Source organism: Promicromonospora vindobonensis (genome assembly GCF_042685865.1).
Classification (GTDB): Bacteria; Actinomycetota; Actinomycetes; order Actinomycetales; family Cellulomonadaceae; genus Promicromonospora; species Promicromonospora vindobonensis.
In genome coordinates, this window is sequence record NZ_JBHUOG010000002.1 from 559,618 (window position 1) to 577,000 (window position 17,383).

16 protein-coding genes and 1 pseudogene are annotated in these 17,383 nt (G+C 70.5%); 13 read left to right on the forward strand and 4 right to left on the reverse strand.

Annotation, left to right across the window (positions count from 1 at the left end; genetic code table 11):
• Positions 1-47: 47 nt before the first annotated feature.
• The 8 genes and pseudogenes from ACFS27_RS15690 (at position 48) to ACFS27_RS15725 (ending at position 9,959) form a co-directional block, all read left to right on the forward strand.
• Entirely contained in the window at positions 48-1,865 is a 1,818-nt protein-coding gene (locus ACFS27_RS15690) for a sialidase family protein (protein ID WP_377184620.1), read from the forward strand.
• Positions 1,866-1,942: 77 nt separating this feature from the next.
• On the forward strand, positions 1,943-3,490 hold the full coding sequence (locus ACFS27_RS15695; RefSeq protein ID WP_377184622.1) for a sulfatase-like hydrolase/transferase: 1,548 nt from the start codon (positions 1,943-1,945) through the stop codon (positions 3,488-3,490).
• Positions 3,487-4,764 carry an ABC transporter substrate-binding protein gene (locus ACFS27_RS15700; protein ID WP_377184624.1) on the forward strand — a complete coding sequence of 426 codons (1,278 nt, stop codon included), beginning with the start codon at positions 3,487-3,489 and terminating at the stop codon, positions 4,762-4,764. Before ACFS27_RS15695 ends, ACFS27_RS15700 begins: the two co-directional genes overlap by 4 nt.
• Before the next feature lie 64 nt (positions 4,765-4,828).
• A complete protein-coding gene (locus tag ACFS27_RS15705; RefSeq protein ID WP_377184626.1) occupies positions 4,829-5,770 on the forward strand; it encodes a carbohydrate ABC transporter permease in 942 nt (313 codons plus the stop codon).
• Entirely contained in the window at positions 5,760-6,626 is an 867-nt protein-coding gene (locus ACFS27_RS15710; protein WP_377184628.1) for a carbohydrate ABC transporter permease, read from the forward strand. Before ACFS27_RS15705 ends, ACFS27_RS15710 begins: the two co-directional genes overlap by 11 nt.
• 98 nt (positions 6,627-6,724) lie before the next feature.
• The gene (locus ACFS27_RS15715) at positions 6,725-7,663 is read left to right on the forward strand and encodes a Ppx/GppA phosphatase family protein (RefSeq protein WP_377184630.1); all 939 of its coding nucleotides are present in this window, start codon (positions 6,725-6,727) and stop codon (positions 7,661-7,663) included.
• 159 nt (positions 7,664-7,822) lie between these two features.
• Positions 7,823-8,638 (forward strand): annotated as a pseudogene (locus ACFS27_RS15720) (oxygenase MpaB family protein).
• Between the two features lie 88 nt (positions 8,639-8,726).
• Positions 8,727-9,959 carry an MFS transporter gene (locus tag ACFS27_RS15725; RefSeq protein WP_377184632.1) on the forward strand — a complete coding sequence of 411 codons (1,233 nt, stop codon included), beginning with the start codon at positions 8,727-8,729 and terminating at the stop codon, positions 9,957-9,959.
• 37 nt (positions 9,960-9,996) lie between these two features.
• Here the strand turns inward: ACFS27_RS15725 and ACFS27_RS15730 are convergent, their stop codons facing one another.
• The gene (locus tag ACFS27_RS15730; RefSeq protein WP_377184634.1) at positions 9,997-10,176 is read right to left on the reverse strand and encodes a hypothetical protein; all 180 of its coding nucleotides are present in this window, start codon (positions 10,174-10,176) and stop codon (positions 9,997-9,999) included.
• Positions 10,177-10,482: 306 nt separating this feature from the next.
• Between ACFS27_RS15730 and ACFS27_RS15735 the strand changes: the two genes are divergently transcribed.
• A complete protein-coding gene (locus ACFS27_RS15735) occupies positions 10,483-12,033 on the forward strand; it encodes an alanine/glycine:cation symporter family protein (protein WP_377184636.1) in 1,551 nt (516 codons plus the stop codon).
• 37 nt (positions 12,034-12,070) lie between these two features.
• Here ACFS27_RS15735 and ACFS27_RS15740 read toward each other — a convergent pair whose 3' ends face one another.
• Both ACFS27_RS15740 and ACFS27_RS15745 read right to left on the reverse strand, forming a co-directional pair.
• A complete protein-coding gene (locus ACFS27_RS15740) occupies positions 12,071-12,199 on the reverse strand; it encodes a hypothetical protein (protein ID WP_377184638.1) in 129 nt (42 codons plus the stop codon).
• Positions 12,178-12,429 (reverse strand): hypothetical protein, encoded by a 252-nt coding sequence (locus ACFS27_RS15745; RefSeq protein WP_377184640.1) that lies wholly within the window; start codon positions 12,427-12,429, stop codon positions 12,178-12,180. The genes ACFS27_RS15740 and ACFS27_RS15745 overlap by 22 nt, the downstream gene beginning before the upstream one ends.
• A 148-nt stretch (positions 12,430-12,577) precedes the next feature.
• On the opposite strand from ACFS27_RS15745, the gene ACFS27_RS15750 reads away from it, so the two are divergent.
• The 4 genes from ACFS27_RS15750 to ACFS27_RS15765 are packed head-to-tail and all read left to right on the forward strand — an operon-like array spanning position 12,578 to position 16,476.
• Positions 12,578-12,865, forward strand: a complete 288-nt coding sequence (locus ACFS27_RS15750; RefSeq protein WP_377184642.1) for a hypothetical protein — start codon at positions 12,578-12,580, stop codon at positions 12,863-12,865.
• The gene (locus ACFS27_RS15755; RefSeq protein ID WP_377184644.1) at positions 12,862-13,686 is read left to right on the forward strand and encodes a hypothetical protein; all 825 of its coding nucleotides are present in this window, start codon (positions 12,862-12,864) and stop codon (positions 13,684-13,686) included. The genes ACFS27_RS15750 and ACFS27_RS15755 overlap by 4 nt, the downstream gene beginning before the upstream one ends.
• A gap of 25 nt (positions 13,687-13,711) precedes the next feature.
• Positions 13,712-15,727: a fumarate reductase/succinate dehydrogenase flavoprotein subunit gene (locus ACFS27_RS15760; RefSeq protein WP_377184645.1), complete on the forward strand. Its 2,016-nt coding sequence runs from the start codon at positions 13,712-13,714 to the stop codon at positions 15,725-15,727.
• Entirely contained in the window at positions 15,724-16,476 is a 753-nt protein-coding gene (locus tag ACFS27_RS15765; RefSeq protein WP_377184647.1) for a succinate dehydrogenase/fumarate reductase iron-sulfur subunit, read from the forward strand. The genes ACFS27_RS15760 and ACFS27_RS15765 overlap by 4 nt, the downstream gene beginning before the upstream one ends.
• Positions 16,477-16,485: 9 nt before the next feature.
• Here the strand turns inward: ACFS27_RS15765 and ACFS27_RS15770 are convergent, their stop codons facing one another.
• Positions 16,486-17,316 carry a helix-turn-helix transcriptional regulator gene (locus tag ACFS27_RS15770; RefSeq protein ID WP_377184649.1) on the reverse strand — a complete coding sequence of 277 codons (831 nt, stop codon included), beginning with the start codon at positions 17,314-17,316 and terminating at the stop codon, positions 16,486-16,488.
• Positions 17,317-17,383 lie beyond the last annotated feature (67 nt).

The following is a 17,383-nucleotide window of genomic DNA, read 5'->3' on the forward strand; positions in this document are numbered from 1 at the left end:
GCAGCAGGATTGCATCGAGGCAAACCTGTGACCCAAGGGAGGGCATCGTGCGACAGGTCTCTGCGCGCCTGGGAATGAGGTGGGCGAGCGGACTCGCCGCCGTGGCTCTGGTGCTGGGCGGGATGGTGAGTGCCCAGATCCCCAGTGCGTCCGCCAACGACCTGGGCGAGAGCATGTACACCCGGTCGTCGACCACCGAACGGCTCGCCTACCCACGCATCATCCGGCTCGAGCACAGCGGCTCGGCGAACGGGACCCTGATCGGTACGTTCGAGCACGCGACCACGGACGGCACGCCGAGCAACTTCATCATCCGGAAGTCGACGGACGACGGTCGGACCTGGACGACGCTCACCACCCTGACCGACCCGCTGACCGGCACCAATCATCCGTCCGACCAGTTCTGGCAGCCGTTCCTGTTCGAGCTGCCGACTGCGATGGGGGAATTCCCCGCGGGGACGCTGCTGCTCGCCGGCAACATCGCGCCGAGCGAGAAGGTCCGTACCGACTTCGTCCTCTGGCGTAGTACCGACCACGGTGCGACCTGGGACTTCCAGTCGATCCTGCAGACCGGCGGAGGAAGCGTCGGTGCGCCGCACGGAGGCTCAGGGGTCTGGGAGCCGTTCCTCACGGTCAACGGCGCTGGGCAGCTGGCGATGTTCTTCTCCGACGAGCGGACAGAGCCGGAGCACGCCCAGGTGCTCGCGCACATGGTGTCGAACGACGGTGGCGTGACCTGGAGTGCCAACCCGGACGGATCGACGAACTTCAGCCCGGGGCTCGTCGTCGACGTCCGGAGCGACGTCGCCACCGACCGGCCGGGCATGCCCACGGTAGCGACCCTCCCGGACGGGACGATGGTGCTGGCCTACGAGATCTGCGGAGCCGGGCGAAACTGCGAGGCATACGTCAAGACCTCGACCGACGGCGGGGAGACCTGGGGGTCCGGTCCGTCCGACCTCGGGACCATGGCGGTCACGACGGACGGCCGTTACCTCGGCAGCAGCCCCTATGTGGTGTGGAGCCCGGCGGGCGGCCCCGACGGCCAGCTCATGCTGACCGGTATGCGGACGCGCTTCGCGGACAACAACGCGTTCACGCGGGAGGACCGGCAGGCCATCTTTGTGGGGCCGGCCGACGGCGAGGGGCCGTGGTCGTGGATGCCTGCCCCGTTCCAGCCGCGTACGGCGTCGGCCGAGGCCTGCAGCACGAGCTACAGCCCCAACCTCCTGCTGGACGACGGTGGCGAGGCCCTCCGGTACACCGCTGCCACGGCCGTGGGCGAGACCGGGTGCATGGAGGGGACCGGGAAGACCTCTGTCGGTCAGCTTCCGTACGCCAGCGCGTTCGAGCGTGGCCAGTCGGGCTGGATCGACTACGGCGGCTGCTGGTCGGTGTCGGGTGGCGTGTTCTCCGAGACCTGCGGCGGCAACGGCGGCAACAAAGCGATCGCAGGCTCCACGGGCTGGCGGAACTACTCGCTGGAGGGTGACGTTCGCATCGATTCCGGGCCGCAGGCGGGCTTCGTCGTGCGGGTCACCGATCCGCGCGTCGGCGCCGACAGGTTCGACGGGTACTACGTCGGCGTCTCGACGACCGCCCTGACCCTCGGCCGGATGGACGGGACCTGGACACCTCTGGCCCGCACCGAGATCCCCGGCGGGCTCGCGCGGGGGGAGTGGTACCACGTCGAGGTCGAGGCCGACGGGTGCACGTTCACCATGACGGGGCACCCGGCCGATGGCAGCGCCGACCCGGTCCAGCTCACCCACACGGACCCGGGGTGCTTCACCCACGGGGCCGTGGGCACTCGGGCACAGACCGGCACCGCAAGCTGGCGCGACATCACGGTGACCGAACGCTGAGCGGCGGGGCAGGCGGGCGACGACCACTCCCACCTGCCTCGCCATGACACCAATCGCTCCAGCACGAGAGGCAAGACATGAACGCGCCCGCGGACGCGCCACACATCGTCCTGATCATGACCGACCAACACCGAGCGGACCTTTCGGCCCGGTCCGGGTTCCCGATCGACACGACCCCGTTCCTCGACCAGCTCGCGCGGCAGGGGACGGACTTCCAACGGGGTTACACGAGCTCGCCCCTGTGCGTTCCGGCGCGGGTGAGCCTGCTGACCGGCCGGTTCCCGTCCGCGCACCGGGTGACCCAGAACAGCACGCCGGGAGCGGCATCGTTCGACCGTGACCTGCTCGACGTCCTGGGCGAGGCGGGCTACCACCGGGTCTTCGCAGGAAAGCCCCACATGCACCGCGGCCCGGAGGACTTCGACGCCTACCGCGGGCCCTACTTCCACACCGACGGCCCCGACAAGAACCCCGAGCACGAGGCGTTCGACCAGTGGCTCGACGAGCTCGACCACGGAGTCTCCCACCAGCCGACGCCGTTCCCGCTGGAGGCGTCGCTCCCGTACCGCATCGTCTCCGACGCCGTCGCGGCGATCTCGGACGCGGATGCCTCCCGTCCCACGTTCCTCTGGGTGTCGTTCCCCGAACCGCACAACCCGTACCAGGTGCCCGAGCCGTACTTCAGCATGTTTCCGCCCGACCAGATCCCCGACCGCCTGCACGGGCCCGAGGTCGCGGCGGCAAAGGGTGGACATTGGGCCTGGCTCCAGGAGCTCACCGAGACGAAGCGCCCTGGCTACGACGACGAGCGCGGGCGGTACCGCGCGAACTACTGCGGGCAGCTCCGGCTCCTGGACGACCAGGTGCGACGGCTCATGGAGCACATGTGGTCGACCCTGGGGGACGACGTCCTGGTCATCATGGTGAGCGACCACGGCGACTACGTCGCCGAGTACGGGCTGCAGCGCAAGGGCGCAGGCATGCCAGAGGTCCTGATGCGCATCCCCTTCTTCGTCAGCGGCGGCGCGGTCGCGGCACGCCGGCGCGACGAGATGGTGTCGATCGTCGACATCCTGCCGACCGTCGCCGAACTCGTGGGGTCTGCCGTCCCCGACGGCGTCACCGGCCGCAGCCTCGCCCCGCTCCTGCTCGACGACGAGCTCACCTCTGCCGAGTTCGACGAGATCTACGCTGAGCGCGGCTTCGGCGGGGTGACGTACGGCGCCCACGAGCATCCGCCGCTGCACTTCCCGTACGAGGGGCGCTCCTTTGACGAGCTCAACACGGTCACCCAGAGCGGACGCTCGCGGATGCTGCGCCACGGCGACCTCAAGCTGATCGTGCACAGCGACGGCAACGGCGAGCTGTACGACCTGGCTGCCGACCCGACCGAGGTGGACAACAGGTTCGACGATCCCCGGTACGCCGGGCACCGGTCCGAGCTCCTGTGGCGCCTCGCCCAGTGGATGCTGCGCGCCCAGGACGAGCTGCCACGCGGCGCCTACACCCTGAAGCGCGCCCCGCACAACTGGATGTTCCACCACGAACCCAGCTCCACCGCTCAAGACTCCACCGCTCAAGACTCCACTGCTCAAGACTTCACCGCTCAAGGAGAGCCGGCATGACACAAGAGATCACACGTCGTCAGATGCTCGGGGTTGCCCTCGCAGGCATCGCAGCCGCGAGCCTGGCGTCCTGCGCCCCCGGCGCAGCGAACACCGGCCGGCTCGGACTGACCTGGTACGGCGGCGACCCGGTGCACGAGGCGATGCAGAGCCTGATCAAGGTCTACGGGCAGAAATACCCGGACATCGATGTCACCGCCCAGTACTCCGCCTTCGCCGACTACTGGGACAAGCTCGCCACCCAGACCGCCGGCCGTTCCGCCCCGGACATCATGCGCATGTCGATGAGCTACCTCGCCGACTACGCCGACCGCGGGGCGCTGCACGACCTCACCGGGCTCGTCGGATCCACGATCAGCATCGACGACATGGCCTCCGACGTCGCCGACAGCGCCCGCCTCGACGGCAAGTACTACGGCATCAGCCAGAGCTCCATCGCGAACGCCGCCTTCGTGGACCGAGAGCTCATCGCCCGGCTCGGGGCACCCGACGTCGACGAGTCGTGGACCTGGGACGAGTTCGGCGAGTGGGCCAAGGGCGTCGGCTCGTCGAGCGACGACGTATACGGGTCGATGGACCAGGCCGGCAGCTTCCAGCTCTTCGAGTCCTACGTCCGGGAGTTCGGTACCGAGCTGTTCACGGACGACGGCACGGCACTCGCGTTCGACCAGGAGGTGCTCGAGGAGTGGTGGGCGTACTGGGACGATCTGCGTGCCGGTCGAGGTGCACCGCCCGCCTCGGTCTCCGCAGAGGTCGCGGGCTTCGACACGTGGCCGATCGCCAAGGGGATCACCCCGGTGGGCTTCGGCTGGGTGCAGCAGATCGCCTTCGTCCAGCCGTTCGTCGACCGCCCGCTCGACATCCTGATGCCCCCCACCACCGGCACCGGAACCTCGGGTCTGTTCGTCAAGTGCCTCGACTTCTGGTCGGTAGCGTCCACCAGCCCCCAGCCCGACGAAGCAGCCAAGATCATCGACTTCCTCGTGAACGATGACGAGGCCATCACGGCCCTGGGCGTCGTGCTCGGTGTGCCGCCCTCGCAGCGCGCGATCGACCTGCTGTCCCTCGACCCCAGCACGGCGGAGGGCAAGGCCGTCGCGTACGTCGGCCGGGTCGCCGCCGAGGTCCCGGCCGCGCCGCCGGCCTGGCCTGTCGGCTACAACCAGCTGCTCACCCTGTTCACCAAGCTAGGGCAGGACATCGGCTTCGGAGAGACCAGCGTGCAGGCCGCCACGAGCGACTTCTTCGACCAGTCGACCGGGATCCTCTCGTGACGACGATAACGACGACGACGGCGCCGACGACGACCGCGACGGCCCTCGAAGACGGGAACAGCACGTGACCGCACTCGGCGAGCTGCGCACACTGCGCTCGCAGTCCCGGGTCAGGGTGCAGAGCCAGGCCGCGAAGCAGGAGGAACGCGCGGCCTACCTCTTCCTGGTGCCATGGCTGGCCGGCCTGGTCCTGATCACGGCCGGGCCGATGGGCGTCTCCCTGTACTTCTCCCTGACGGACTACAACCTGCTGCAGGTGCCGCAGTTCGTCGGGATGGAGAACTACACGGCGATGCTGGGCGACGAGCGCCTGCTGAACTCCCTCCGCGTCACGTTCGTCTACGTCTTCGTCTCGGTGCCGATCCAGCTCGCCGCAGCACTGGGCATCGCCGTCGTGCTCAACCGGGGGATGCGCGGCCTGGCCTTCTACCGCTCCGTCTACTACCTCCCGTCGCTCCTGGGGGGATCGGTCGCCATCGCCGTGCTGTGGCGACGCCTGTTCGGGAGCGACGGCCTGGTCAACCAGGCGCTCGCACTCGTCGGGATCGACAGCGCGCCCGCATGGGTCTCCGAACCCTCGACAGCGCTCGGCACGCTCGTCGTGCTGAACGTCTGGACCTTCGGAGCGCCGATGGTGATCTTCCTGGCCGGGCTGCGGCAGGTGCCCGTCGCGCTCTACGAGGCGGCGGCCGTGGACGGTGCCGGTCGATGGACCCGGTTCGTGCGGATCACGCTGCCGCTGCTCACACCGATCATCTTCTTCAACCTGGTCCTGCAGATCATCCACGCCTTCCAGGCGTTCACCCAGGCGTTCATCGTGTCCGGTGGGACCGGCGGCCCGTCCGACTCGACCATGTTCTTCACGCTGTACCTGTACCAGAGCGGCTTCGGCAACTTCCAGATGGGCTATGCCTCCGCCATGGCCTGGGTACTCCTGGTGATCGTCGCGGTGTTCACCGCTGTCAATTTCTGGGCCTCTCGATTCTGGGTGTTCTATGACGACTGATTCCCGCACCAGGCGTACTGGCCGCGACCGGGCGGTGGCGACACGGGTGGGCAAGCACCTCATCGTCATCCTGATCGGGCTGGCGATGACCTACCCGCTGGCCTGGATGCTCGTCAGCGCGGTACGCGACGAACCAGACATCTTCCAGACGCCAGGCCTCTGGCCGGTAGGCGACGACTTCGCGAACTTCGTCGAGGGGTGGGACGCCGCAGGCTTCCCGTTCAGCCATTACCTGGTCAACTCCTCGTTGATCGCACTCGGCGCGATCGTCGGGAACCTCGTCTCGTGCTCGATGGCGGCCTACGCGTTCGCGCGCCTCCGGTTCCGAGGTCGGCGGGTGTTCTTCGGCATCATGCTCCTGACGATCATGCTGCCGATCCACGTGGTGATCGTGCCGCAGTACGTGCTCTTCTCCCAGGTCGGCTGGGTCAACACGTTCTGGCCGCTGATCGTGCCGAAGCTCCTTGCGACCGACGCGTTCTTCGTCTTTCTCATGGTGCAGTTCATCCGCGGCATTCCTCGTGAGCTCGACGAGGCGGCCCGGATCGACGGCGCGGGCTTCTTCCGGATCTACGCGCAGATCCTGCTGCCGCTCATGCGGCCGGCGCTGGTGACGACGACGATCTTCACCTTCATCTGGACGTGGAACGACTTCTTCACCCAGCTGATCTACCTGACCGACCCGGCGATGTTCACCACGTCGGTCGCGTTGCGCTCGCTCGTGGACGCCACGAGCGCGAGCAGCTGGGGACCGCTGTTCGCCATGTCCGTCGTCAGCCTGCTGCCGGTGTTCATCGTGTTCCTCGTGGGCCAGCGCTACCTGGTGCAGGGCATCGCGACGACCGGCGGGAAATGAGCGCCGGGCGGGGCGCTGCCCACCATGGACGGCGCCCCGCTCCGGCTTCTGCTGACCCCGCTCCCGGTCGCCCGCCCGATCGGGGTAGCGTCTGTGCCATGCGTCTTGGGGTGCTCGACATCGGTTCCAACACGGGGCACCTGCTGGTGGTCGATGCCCACGGTGGCGCGGCGCCGCTGCCCGCCTCGTTCCACAAGGAGCCGCTCCGGCTCGCCGAGCACCTGGACGACCAGGGCGCCGTCGGGCAGGCGGGGGTGGACGCCCTCGTGGAGTTCACCGCGCAGGCCATGCGCGTCGCCGAGGAGCGGGGCTGCGCCGAGACGCTGGCGTTCGCGACGTCCGCCGTGCGCGACGCCGTGAACTCCGAGGCGGTGCTCAAGACCGTGCTCGACCGCACGGGGGTGCAGCTCCAGGTGCTCAGCGGCGAGGACGAGGCCCGGCTGACGTTCCTGGCGGTGCGCCGGTGGTTCGGCTGGTCGGCCGGACGGCTGGCCGTGTTCGACATCGGCGGCGGCTCCCTGGAGATCGCGGGCGGGGCCGACGAGGCGCCCGACACCGCGTGGTCGCTCCCGCTCGGGGCTGCGCGCCTCGCCCGCACGCACTTCGGGAGCGTGCCCGACGCCGGGGCGCTCCGCGCCCTGCGCCGCGACCTGCGCGCAGAGATCGCCCAGAACGCCGGGAACCTGCTGCGCAGCGGACGGCCCGACCGTGCGGCCGCGACCTCGAAGACGTTCCGTTCCCTTGCGCGCATCTGCGGAGCCGCCCCGGCGGGCGACGGGCCGCTGGTGCGCCGGGTGCTGCGGCTCGAGAACCTGCGCGAACGCGTCGACGAGCTCATCGCGATGGGGGCCGACGACCTGGCAGGGCTGCCCGGCGTCTCGCCGAGCCGGGCGCACCAGATCGTGCCGGGCGCCCTGGTGGCCGAGGCCTGCATGGACGTGTTCGACCTGGCCGAGCTCGAGATCTGCCCCTGGGCGCTGCGCGAAGGTGTGATCCTGGAACGCCTCGACCTGATGCCGCACATCGGCGTCGGCTGACGGGCGGCGCACCGCTCTCGGCGTCGGGCAGCGGGTGGACGGTGCCGACGGCGGACCGGGAGCGTGAGCTGGTCTGATCCCAGGGCGGATACTGGTGGTATGCCGGTTGACACGAGCCCTGTCGAGCGTCTGCGTGCCCGGGTGGGAGACGCGCTCTTCATGCGGGTCGCCGGGCCCGGCGGGTACGAGGCGCGGGACCGGATCCACCTCACCCCTGGTCCTCGCTGGTTCGCGCCCGACAGTCCGATCCGCAGGGTGCACGGCGACTCGGCCACGTTTGTCGGCGGGCTGCGGGCGCTGCTGCTGCAGTCGCTGCACCCGCTCGCGATGGCGGGTGTGGCCGGCCACTCCGGGTACCGGGGCGACCCGTGGGGCCGCCTCGCCCGCACCTCGACGTTCCTCGGCTACACGACGTTCGCGACCGCTGAGCACGCCCAGGAGATGGTCGACCGGGTGCGCGCCGTCCACGCGCGGGTGCGCGGCAAGGCTCCCGACGGCCGCCCGTACCGCGCGAGCGACCCCCACCTGCTCACCTGGGTGCACGTCGCGGAGGCCGACTCGTTCCTGGCCGCCCACCAGCGGTACGGCGTACGACCGCTGAGCGCGGGCGAGGCGGACGAGTACGTCGCCCAGTCCGGGCGCGTCGCGCGCGCACTCGGCGCCGAGGTCGTCCCGGAGTCCGTGGCGGACCTGGCCGACTGCATCGCGTAGTACCGCAGCGAGCTGGAGGTCACGCCGGCCGCCGCGGACACCGCACGCTTCCTGCTGCGTGAGCCACCGCTGCCCCGAGCGGCGCGTGCTCCCTACCGCCTGCTCGCCGCCGGGTCGGTGGCGCTGCTGCCGCCGTGGGCACGTGAGCAGCTCGGCGTCGACACGTGGTTCAGCCGCACGCTCGGCGGTCCGGCCGGGGGAGCGGCCGTCCGGGCCGTCCGCTGGGGGATGGACTCCGTCGCGGCACAGGGCCGCAGGTGGTGACCCCGCTCGGTGGCCGTGCCGGCCGCGGCGTCGAATCGTTCCGGCGCAGATGTGTACGTTCGTACATTCCCTGCGTACCATCGCCCCTATGGCCGACCCGTACCGCCGTGTCCGACTGTCCCTGTTCGCCCTGACTCTCCTGACCGGGATCGGCCTGTCCTCGTGGGTGACGCGCACGCCCGCGGTACGAGATGCCGTGGACGCGTCGACGGCAGGGATGGGCCTGATCCTTTTCGGGCTCTCGGTCGGATCGATGGTCGGCGTCCTGTCGGCAGGTGGTTTCGTCCGCCGCTACGGTGCGCGGCCCGTCATCGTGGTGGGCGCCGTGGTCACGGTCGCCGGCATCGCGGTCGTCGGCCTGGGCGCCGGCGCGTCGACGGCGGTGGGGGTCTTCGTGGGGCTCCTGCTCGTCGGCCTCGGCGGAGGGCTGGGCGAGATCGGCCTCAACATCGAGGCCGCCGCAGTGGAGACGGTGACCCGACGGCCTGTGCTCCCGGTGCTGCACGGCTGCTTCAGCCTCGGGACCGTGGTGGGCGCTCTCGCGGGCATCGGGCTGACGGCCGCGCAGTTCCCGGTCTTCTGGCACCTGCTGGCCGTGACGGCCGTCATGGCCGCTCTCGCCGCGTGGGCGTTCCCCGGTATCCCCGCCGGTACGGGCCAGGTGGCCGCCCTTCCGCGAGCACGCGGGCGGCGGGCCGACGGCGCTTCGCGCGCCGGGGTGCGCCGCCCCAGCGTGTGGCGCGACTCCCGGCTCCTGCTCATCGGTGTCGTCGTGCTGGCGATGGCCTTCGCCGAGGGGTCGGCCAACGACTGGCTCCCGCTGCTCATGGTCGACGGGCACGGCGTCTCCGCCACCAGCGGCTCGCTGGTCTACGCCGGCTTCGCCCTCGCCATGACGGTCGGCCGTTTCGCGGGTGGTCCCTTCGTGGTCCGGTACGGGCGTGCGGCAGTCCTGTCCGTCAGCGCCGTCGGCGGGGCGATCGGCGTCGCCGGGGTCGCCTTCGCGCCGAACCCGGTCCTGGCCGGGATCGCCGTCGCGCTCTGGGGTCTCGGCGCCTCGCTCGGGTTCCCGGTGGCGATCTCCGCTGCGGGCGACGACCCGGAGCGCGGCGCCGAGCGGGTCAGCGCGGTCGCGACGTGCGGGTACCTCGCCTTCCTCGTCGGTCCGCCGCTGCTCGGGTTCCTCGGCGAGCACGCAGGACTGCGGCAGGCGATGCTCGTGGTCATGGGGCTGCTGGTCGTCGCGGCGATCGCCGCGCGGGGTGCCAGGTCGCAGCAGACCCCCGCCGACGAGCCGGCGGAGCCCCGCCCCGTGGGGTGACCCGGCTGGGCGTGATCCGGCTGGGCGTGATCCGGCCCTAGCCCGGGGTGCCTGCGCCGTCGGCGTCCCTGTCTTCCTCACCGCGGACGGCGCCGCAGCGCCAGCAGGGACCCGTCGGGCTCTCGTTCAGGGCGCCGCAGTCGGCGCAGACCTCGGACAGCCAGCAGGCGGCGTCCCCGCCGTCGGGCCCGCTCGCGGGTCGGGGTGCGTCGGGCACGGTCCCTCCTCCTGGTCGCGGGGTCCTGCTGTCGCCCTGCCGCATCGCGGGGGCGCCCACGTCGATCGTGCCACGACGCGGCCGGAGGAGTGCCCGCAGCCCTGCTGAAGCCGACCCACCTCCGGGTCGTCCAGGCCCCGGAATTCACCCCGTCGGCGAGTGACCCGCTAGTGTTCCGCCATTGCTTTGTCGTGACCGTACTCACAGGTCGCTTGCTGCCGAGGGTGCCAGGTGCGCGGTGTGTCGCCGCGGACGGGCTGGTCCCCGCCGGTGCGAGTGCCCGACTGTTCCTATCCAGGAGTAACCATGAGCTTCGCCGATCGCATCAGCACCGCGAACGAGCTGATCTGGTCGATCCCGCTGATCGCCCTCTGCCTTCTCGCCGGCCTGTACTTCTCGCTCCGCACCGGTTTCCTCCAGGTCCGGCACATCCCCGACATGCTCAACCAGCTCAAGAAGGGCAAGGAGTCGGAGGACGGCACGTCCTCGCTGCAGTCACTGATGATGTCGCTCTCCGGTCGCGTGGGGATGGGCAACATCGGCGGCGTCGCCACGGCGATCGCCTTCGGCGGCCCCGGCGCCGTGTTCTGGATGTGGACCTCCGCGTTCCTCGGGGCCGCCACCTCGTTCATCGAGTCCACCCTCGGCCAGATCTACAAGGAGAAGGACCCGGACACCGGTGAGTACCGCGGTGGCCCGGCCTACTACTTCGAGAAGGCGTACAAGCACAAGGCTCGCGGCCTGTCGCTGGCCTACGGGATCATCTTCGCGGTCGTCACCATCGTCGCGATGAGCTTCTTCCTGCCGGGTGTGCAGGCCAACGGCATGGCCTCGGCGATCGACAACGCCTGGAACATCCCCACCTGGGTCACCGCCATCGGCCTGGTGATCGCGCTGGGCTTCATCGTCATCGGCGGCGTCAAGCGCATCGCCCACTTCGCGGTGGTCGTGGTCCCCGCGATGGCCCTGCTCTACATCCTCATCGCGGTCGTCGTGTTCTTCATGAACTTCACCGACATCCCCCGCGTGTTCGGGCTGATCTTCGGCAGCGCCTTCGGCGCCCAGCCGGTGTTCGGTGCGATCCTCGGCCTCGCCGTCAAGTGGGGCGTCCAGCGCGGCATCTACTCCAACGAGGCCGGCCAGGGCACCGGGCCCCACGCCGCAGCGGCCGCTGAGGTCTCGCACCCGGCCAAGCAGGGCTTCGCACAGTCCTTCGCTGTGTACGTCGACACGCTGTTCGTCTGCTCCGCTACCGCGTTCATCATCATCTCGACCGGCATGTTCAACACCTTCTCGGGCGAGACCTGGCCGAGCGACGTGATCCACGAGGGTCACGGCGGTCTGAGCACCGACGTCGAGCCCGGCCCTGGCTTCGTGCAGCAGGGCCTGGACTCGGTGTTCCCCGGCGCCGGCCCGACGTTCATCGCCATCGCCCTGTCGTTCTTCGTGTTCACCACGATCGTGGCGTACTACTACATGGCCGAGACCAACCTGAACTACCTCACCCGCAAGATGGAGAACCGTCTCGCGGCGCGGGCCATGCAGCGGGTGCTGCAGGCGCTGGTCCTGGTCTCGGTGGCCTACGGCGCCGTGACCACCGCCGGAGCGGCCTGGGGTCTCGGCGACATCGGTGTGGGCTCGATGGCGTGGCTGAACATCGTCGGCATCCTGTTCCTCCAGGGCCCCGCCCTGAAGGCGCTCAAGGACTACCGCCAGCAGAAGCGGCAGGGCCTGGACCCGCAGTTCGACCCGCGGAAGCTCGGCATCGAGAACGCGACGTTCTGGGAGCTCCGCGCCGACAAGCAGCTGCAGAGCGGGCCCGGTGGCGAGCCGGAGAAGCAGCTCGACCGCGACTGACCCCGCCCGTCCCAGCACGCCGCGGCGAGCCAGGGTCTCACCTGGCTCGCCGTCCGGCGACCACGAGACCGGCCACGAGCAGCGGCGTCACCGACGGTGCGGCGGAGGCCGCCACCGCCACCGCGTAGCCGAGCCCGAGCCCTGTCAGGCCCGCAACGGCCAGCACGAGGAGCAGCCCGGGGGTGGCGAACCCGCCCCCGGCCGCTGCGGAGCGGGCGGCGGGCAGGCCGCGCGGTCCTTGCCGAGGTACAGCGCCGTCGCGATCCCGATGAGGAGGGCGGCGACCAGCGCCCCCGCCTCGGGTCCTGCCAGCACCACGCACGCGCTCGCGAGCAGCGGGCCGAGCGCCACGGCGGCCTGGAAGACCACCCACCCGGGAGCCGAGCTCCCAAGCACGCCGCGCCTGGCCGGCGGCGTGCACTGCTGAGTCGAGGCTACCGCGCCCGGCCTGCGCGTCGCTCTTGCTTAACGCAGGCGTTCACGGCAGAGTCTGTCGTGACGCACCTCACACCGTGGTGAGGGGCGTCGCCAAAGGAGGTGCCGAATGACGACCACCGAATTTGCCACGTTGCGCCGCTCGATCGAGCAGCTGCGCCAGAGCGTGTCCGGAGTGCGGAGCGCCTTCGGCGACGGGCCGGAGGTGCGCCGGCTCATGAACGACCTCGAGCGGCTGGAGATCGACGCGACAGAGCTCGCGTCGGCGGAGCCCGTGCGGCAGCCGAACAACCGGGTGCCCGAGCACGTCGTCGTGCCGGACACCCCGCTGGACGAGGCGATGTTCAGCGATGCCGACGACGAAGGGCTCGGCGGCTACCACGGCGACCGGTCGTGACCGCGACCGCCCATGGCACCGGCGCGCGAGGCGTCGACAGCCCGGGCCGCGCAGCCATCAGTGCGCGGACGCTGCGGTCGGACCGGTGGTGGCTGCCGCCGGCCGCGACCACGGTGGGCCTGCTGATCTTCGTCGTCTACGCGACGGTGCGGGCGTTCCAGCAGCAGTACTTCTTCGCCGACGAGCGCTACCTGACGCCGTTCTACTCCCCGTGCGTGTCGCTGGGGTGTGCGTCGGAGCCGGGAGCGTCGCACTTCGGGATGTTCCTGCCCGACCACCCGCTCATCCCGTACGCGGCGCTCAGCCTGCCGTTCCTGCTGCTGTTCCGGCTGACCTGCTACTACTACCGCAAGGCGTACTACCGCTCGTTCGCGCTCTCGCCCGCCGCGTGCGCGGTGCCGGAGCCGCACGGGACGTACACGGGCGAGACGCGCTTCCCGCTGGTCCTGCAGAACGCCCACCGGTACTTCTTCTACCTCGCGGTGGTCATCTCGCTGATCAACACGTACGACGCCGTCGTCGCGTTCCGGCACCCGACCGACGGCTTCGTCGTGGGCGTCGGCAACCTCGTGCTGCTGGTGAACGTCGCGCTGCTGTGGTGCTACACGGCGTCGTGCCACTCGTGCAGGCACGTGATGGGCGGGCGGCTCACGCACTTCTCGAAGCATCCGGTGCGGTACCGGCTGTGGACGTGGGTGTCCGCGCTCAACGCGCGGCACGCGACCTTCGCGTGGATCACGCTCGCCACGCTCATCCTGACCGACCTGTACGTGGCGCTCGTCGCCAGCGGAACCATCACCGACCTGCGCCTGGTCGGATGACCCCGAGCGGAGAGGGAACCCGGCCTTGACGGAGATCGAACGGCACGAGTACGACGTCCTGGTCATCGGGGCCGGGGGTGCCGGGCTGCGCGCCGCGATCGAGGCGCGCGAGCGTGGTCTGCGGGTCGCGGTCGTCTGCAAGTCGCTGTTCGGCAAGGCGCACACGGTGATGGCAGAGGGCGGGTGCGCCGCCGCCATGGGCAACGTCAACGACAACGACTCCTGGCAGGTGCACTTCCGCGACACCATGCGCGGGGGGAAGTTCCTGAACAACTGGCGGATGGCGGAGCTGCACGCCAAGGAGGCGCCCGACCGTGTCTGGGAGCTGGAGACGTACGGCGCGCTGTTCGACCGCACGAGCGACGGGCGGATCAGCCAGCGACACTTCGGCGGGCACACCTACCCGCGCCTCGCGCACGTCGGCGACCGGACCGGGCTCGAGCTGCTCCGCACCATGCAGCAGCGCATCGTCGCGCTGCAGCAGGACGACCACGCGGAGACCGGCGACTACGAGGCCCGGCTGCGCGTGTTCGCCGAGTGCACGGTCACGGAGCTGCTGACCGGACCGTCGGACGACCCGGCCCGGCCGGGCGCGGTCGCCGGCGCCCTCGGGTACTGGCGGGAGTCAGGCCGGCTGGTGCTGTTCTCGGCGCCTGCCGTAGTGCTGGCCACCGGCGGGATCGGCAAGTCGTTCCAGGTGACGTCGAACTCGTGGGAGTACACGGGCGACGGCCACGCCCTCGCGCTGCGTGCCGGTGCCGAGCTCATCGACATGGAGTTCGTCCAGTTCCATCCGACCGGCATGGTGTGGCCGCCCAGCGTCAAGGGCATCCTCGTGACCGAGGGGGTGCGCGGCGACGGCGGCGTGCTCAAGAACTCGGACGGCAAGCGGTTCATGTTCGACTACGTCCCTGACGTGTTCAAGGGCCAGTACGCCCAGTCGGAGGACGAGGCGGACCGCTGGTACGACGACCAGGAGAACAATCGCCGCACCCCCGACCTGCTGCCCCGCGACGAGGTGGCCCGTGCGATCAACACCGAGGTCAAGGAGGGGCGCGGCTCGCCGCACGGGGGCGTCTACCTCGACATCGCGAGCCGCATGCCCGCCGACGAGATCAAGCGCCGCCTGCCGTCGATGTACCACCAGTTCAAGGAGCTGGCCGACGTCGACATCACCGCCGAGCCGATGGAGGTCGGCCCCACGTGCCACTACGTGATGGGCGGTATCCACGTCGACCCGGACACCGGGCAGTCCCGCGTGCCTGGGCTGTTCGCGGCGGGGGAGTGCGCCGGCGGGATGCACGGCTCCAACCGGCTCGGCGGCAACTCCCTGTCCGACCTGCTCGTCTTCGGCCGGCGGGCGGGGCTCGGCGCGGCCGACTACGTGGCAGGCCTGGACCACCGTCCGGACGTCCGGCCGGCGGACGTCGACGTCGCCGCGCAGATGACGCTCGCGCCGTTCGACCCACCGTCGGCCAGGCCGGGCGGCGCGGACGGTGCGGACGGTGCCGGTGAGAACCCGTACACGCTGCACGCCGAGCTGCAGCGGATGATGAACGACCTGGTCGGCATCATCCGGACGGAGTCGGAGATGCGGGACGCCCAGGTCCGCCTCGGTGAGCTGCGTACCCGGGTGCGGCAGGTCTTCGTCGAGGGGCACCGGCAGTACAACCCCGGCTGGCACCTGGCGCTGGACCTCCGGAACCTGCTCATGGTGAGCGAGGCAGTGGCGTCGTCGGCCCTGCTGCGCACCGAGAGCCGCGGCGGGCACACCCGGGAGGACCACCCGGGGCTCGACGCGGAGTGGCGGCACCGGGTCCTCGTCACGCGCCTCGCCCGTGCCGGCGAGAGTGACGACGGGAGCGACGCCCCTGCGGACCCGGTGCTGCCGCAGGTCGTCGTCGAACCGGCCGAACGGGTCCCGATGCGCGAGGACCTGCTCGCGCTGTTCGACCTCTCCGAGCTCGAGAAGTACTACACGGATGCCGAGCTGACGGCGCACCCCGGGCATCCGGCAGACCCAGCGGGAGGTACCGCATGAGCTACACGGGCACGTTCCGGATCTGGCGAGGCGACGCCGACGGCGGGGCGCTCGCCGACTTCGAGGTCGAGGTCAACGAGGGCGAGGTCGTGCTCGACGTCCTCCACCGGCTGCAGGCCACGCAGACGCCCGACCTCGCCGTGCGGTGGAACTGCAAGGCGGGCAAGTGCGGGTCCTGCTCGGCGGAGATCAACGGGAAGCCGCGCCTGCTGTGCATGACGCGGATGTCGGTGTTCGAACCCGGCGACGTCGTCACCGTGACCCCGATGCGGACGTTCCCCGTGATCCGCGACCTCGTGACGGACGTGTCGTTCAACTACGCGAAGGCGCGCGAGATCCCGTCGTTCACACCACCGGCGGACCTGGCGCCGGGGGAGTACCGCATGGCGCAGGTCGACGTCGAGCGGTCCCAGGAGTTCCGCAAGTGCATCGAGTGCTACCTCTGCCAGGACACCTGCCACGTGGTGCGCGACCACGAGGAGAACAAGGAGTCGTTCGCCGGCCCGCGGTTCCTCATGCGGGTCGCGGAGCTGGAGATGCACCCCCTCGACGTCGCCGACCGGGTGCCCGCGGCGCAGGAGGAGCACGGGCTCGGCCAGTGCAACATCACGAAGTGCTGCACCGACGTGTGCCCTGAGGGCATCAAGATCACCGACAACGCGCTGATCCCGATGAAAGAGCGCGTGGCCGACCGGCGCTACGACCCCCTGGTGTGGCTGGGGCGGACGATCTCGCGGCGGCGCGGCTGAGCGGCCGGCTCAGCCCGAGGCGAGCGAGCCAAGGAGCCGCAGCCGCTCGGCCGAGTCCGAGCCGGGCGTCGCCCCGACGAAGATGATCCGCTGCGAGGGGGCGTCAGGCAGGTGGAAGCTCTCCGTGTTGAGCGTCATCCTGCCGACGAGCGGGTGCTCGTACTCCTGGACGGAGTGCGTGCACTCGGCGACCGGGTGCGCCGCCCAGATCCGGACGAAGTCGGGGCTCTTGATGCTCAGCTCCCCGACGAGCTCGTTCAGCAGCGGATCGTCCGGCTGGTCGCCCGAGGCCATCCGAAGATAGGACGCGAGGTAGGTGGCCTCCCGTTCCCAGTCGACGTAGAGGTCACGCATCGCCGTGTCGAGGAACATCTGCCGGGCCAGGTTCGGCCGCTGCTCCGGCCCCAGCCCCAGCAGCGCGAAGCCGAGCGGGTTGCCGCCGAGCAGGTCGATACGGCGTCCGACGACGATCACCGCCTGGTCCGTCAGGCTCTCGGCGAGAGCCTGCACCGTGGGCCGCAGGTGCTCGGGACGGAGCTCGCGCCGGGCGAGCTGCGCGGGCCAGGCGAGCCGCAGCAGGTGCAGGCGCTCGTTCTCGTCGAGCTGGAGCGCACCGGCGATCGACTCCAGCACGGAGTCGGACATCTGGTGGCTCTCGCCCTGCTCGATGCGCGTGTAGTAGTTCACGCTCACGCCGGCGAGCCGCGCCACCTCCTCGCGCCGCAGCCCCGGCACACGGCGCTGCTCTCCGTATGTCTCCACGCCCACGGTCGCCGGTGTGAGCGCCTCCCGGCGAGAGCGTAGAAAGCCCGCGAGCCCGACGTTCCGCTGTTCGCTCATGCCCACATGGTCCACCGCCCCGACGCAGCGAGCCATCCCCTGGCGTGGGTACCCACCGCATGGCGTG